The organism is Bacillus sp. AFS040349, assembly GCF_002577655.1.
Lineage (GTDB): Bacteria > Bacillota > Bacilli > Bacillales > Bacillaceae > Metabacillus.
This window is the reverse complement of record NZ_NUMC01000108.1, coordinates 1-2,443: the sequence shown is the minus strand read 5'-3', so window position 1 is coordinate 2,443 and position 2,443 is coordinate 1. Positions and strand designations below refer to the sequence as shown.

Here is a 2,443-nt window from a genome sequence, read left to right as displayed (position 1 = left end):
TGTTTATGGCATTATAAAAATGTAAGGTTCGGCATTTAATTTGTGCAGGCCCCGAGGGGCCTGCACAAATTAAAAAAACCACTTGTCAACATTCCAAAATACACATACACTTCCTGTTGGGACAAACAAGCGCAGGAGGTATTAAGGAGATGTTGGCAGTGGCCGAGATTAAGTATATCAGACATGAGGTTAATAATAAAGATTGCACTTATACAGATGTAGCAAAAAGAACGGGAAAGGATCCTAGAACGGTTAAGAAGTATGCAGATTTAGAAGACTTTAACGAACAGATAAAGAAGGTTCAAACAAGACAAGCTCCTGTATTAGGTCCAGTAAAATCTATCCTAGATGATTGGATTAAGGACGACTTGCGTAAGAAAAAGAAATTTCGAAGAACAGCTAAGAGAATGTGGGAAATGTTAAAAGAGCTTCATGAATTCAAAGGTTCTGATCGTACCGTTCGGGATTATGTTTCTTTCAAGAAAAAGGAGTTATTACAGGAGTCAGAACAAGCTGCACTTCAATTAGAGTCTATTCCAGGAACAGCACAGGTGGACTTCGGGGAAGCTCCGTTTATATACGCAGGTGAAGAGTTAGTCTTGCCATACCTAGTGATGTCTTTCCCTTCGAGTAATGGTTTTTATTTTCAGGTATTTCCTTCTCAGAACAAGGAGTGTTTCCTTGAGGGAATGAAGAGAGTCTTTCATCATATGGGAGGAGTGCCAAAAGCAATTCGGTTTGACAACCTGTCCCCTGCCGTAAAGAAGATCCTGCCGAATGGTGAACGGCAACTAACGGATGAGTTTGAAAACTTCGTTCTCCATTATGGGTTTGAGTGCGAGTTTTGTAATCCTAATAGTGGGAATGAAAAGGGGCACGTAGAATCAATGGTAAAGTATGTGAGGAATAACTTCCTTCTCCCTAGTCTTTCAATTATTGAGCTTGATGAGTTGAATATGAAGTTGTGGGAAAAAGCTGAGAATGATAGAAATCGAAAGCATTACCAAAAAGAAAGTTTAATATCTAATCTGTTTGAAGAGGACAAGGCTGCCTTTCTACAACTACCTTCCAAGGAATACGAGTGTGTTAGATATGAAACATTGAAAGCCGATAAGTATGGATACATAAAATTAGATTTAAATCTGTATTCCACTTCACCGAGGTATGCACAAAGCAAGGTATTAGTTAAGATATCCTACAACACCGTTGAGATATTAAATGATGAGCATCAATTGGTAGTAAGTCATTCTCGATTGTATGGACAATACCGCAAATCGATGAAATGGCAGCCTTATTTAAACTTAATGGCCAAACGCCCTACGGCACTTAAGTATACTAGCTTTTATGAACAGCTACCCGATGAATGGAAAATGTATTTTCAGTCCTGCACGGTGGCTGAAAAGCCTGAAGCATTACGTTTATTGTCGACCATATTAAAAGATTACGATTTCACCTTAATAACACAGGCTCTTGTCATCGCTTCAGAGCATGGACACCCCTCTATCGAAGCTATTAAACAGGTATTCTACCAGCTTATTAACGGTCGAGGAGTGCGAAGTGAGATAAGACCAGCAATAGCGTTACCAGAACTACCTAAAGCGACTAGAGGACTTGATCGTTATGACCAGCTCCATAAAGGAGTGACAAGACATTGAACCAGCAGATTCAGTCCTATGCGAAGCGATTAAAACTCAGTTGGATTAGAGAACATTATCATGAGGTACAGGCAACAACTCATGAAGACTTTTTACTTAAGCTTTTTGAGGAGGAAATCCAACAAAGAGAGGAACGAAAAACCAATTTATTACTGACTCAAGCTACCCTTCCTAAAGTGAAAGGAAAACCATTTGATTGGACAGAAGTTCAATTGCCCGGCGGGCTAACAAGAGATTCTCTCTTGAATGGTGAATTTATGGATCAACAAGAGAATGCCATTTTCTATGGTGGAGTGGGCGCAGGGAAAACATATTTAGCAACACTGATCGGCTTAAATGCCATACAGAAGTATGGCAAATCAGTCAAATTCTACACTGTGGCAGGACTGGTCAACCGTCTTCTCGATGCCAATGAAAAGGGCACGTTAAGCAAACTGTTTAAGCAGATCGAAAAACTAGATTGCTTGATACTTGATGAGTTGGGCTATATCCCTCTACATAAACAGGGAGGAGAATTACTGTTTCAAGTAATTTCAATGTGTTATGAGGCAAAGAGTATCATCATTACAACTAATCTTCAGTTTGGTCAATGGAACCATGTCTTTGGCGATCCTATATTGACAGAGGCCGTCATTGACCGACTCATTCACCACTCGCATCTTGTAGTGTTCAATGGTGATAGTCATCGTTACAGAGAATCTATTTTACAAAATTAGTGAATTAAGACAAGTTGACAAGTGGCTACATTTTTAACTGCCGTTTAATGCATTTTTTAGTTGCCAAATACA

Annotated in this window: 2 protein-coding genes; both read left to right on the top strand. The window is 39.5% G+C overall.

Translation table 11 applies throughout. The features are described from left to right. Window positions 1–149: 149 nt before the first annotated feature. Window positions 150–1,655 (top strand): IS21 family transposase, encoded by a 1,506-nt coding sequence (istA, locus tag COD11_RS20530; RefSeq protein WP_098798736.1) that lies wholly within the window; start codon window positions 150–152, stop codon window positions 1,653–1,655. Continuing rightward, window positions 1,652–2,371, top strand: coding sequence for an IS21-like element helper ATPase IstB (istB, locus tag COD11_RS20525; RefSeq protein WP_098798734.1), 720 nt, complete (start codon window positions 1,652–1,654; stop codon window positions 2,369–2,371). The genes istA and istB overlap by 4 nt, the downstream gene beginning before the upstream one ends. Window positions 2,372–2,443 lie beyond the last annotated feature (72 nt).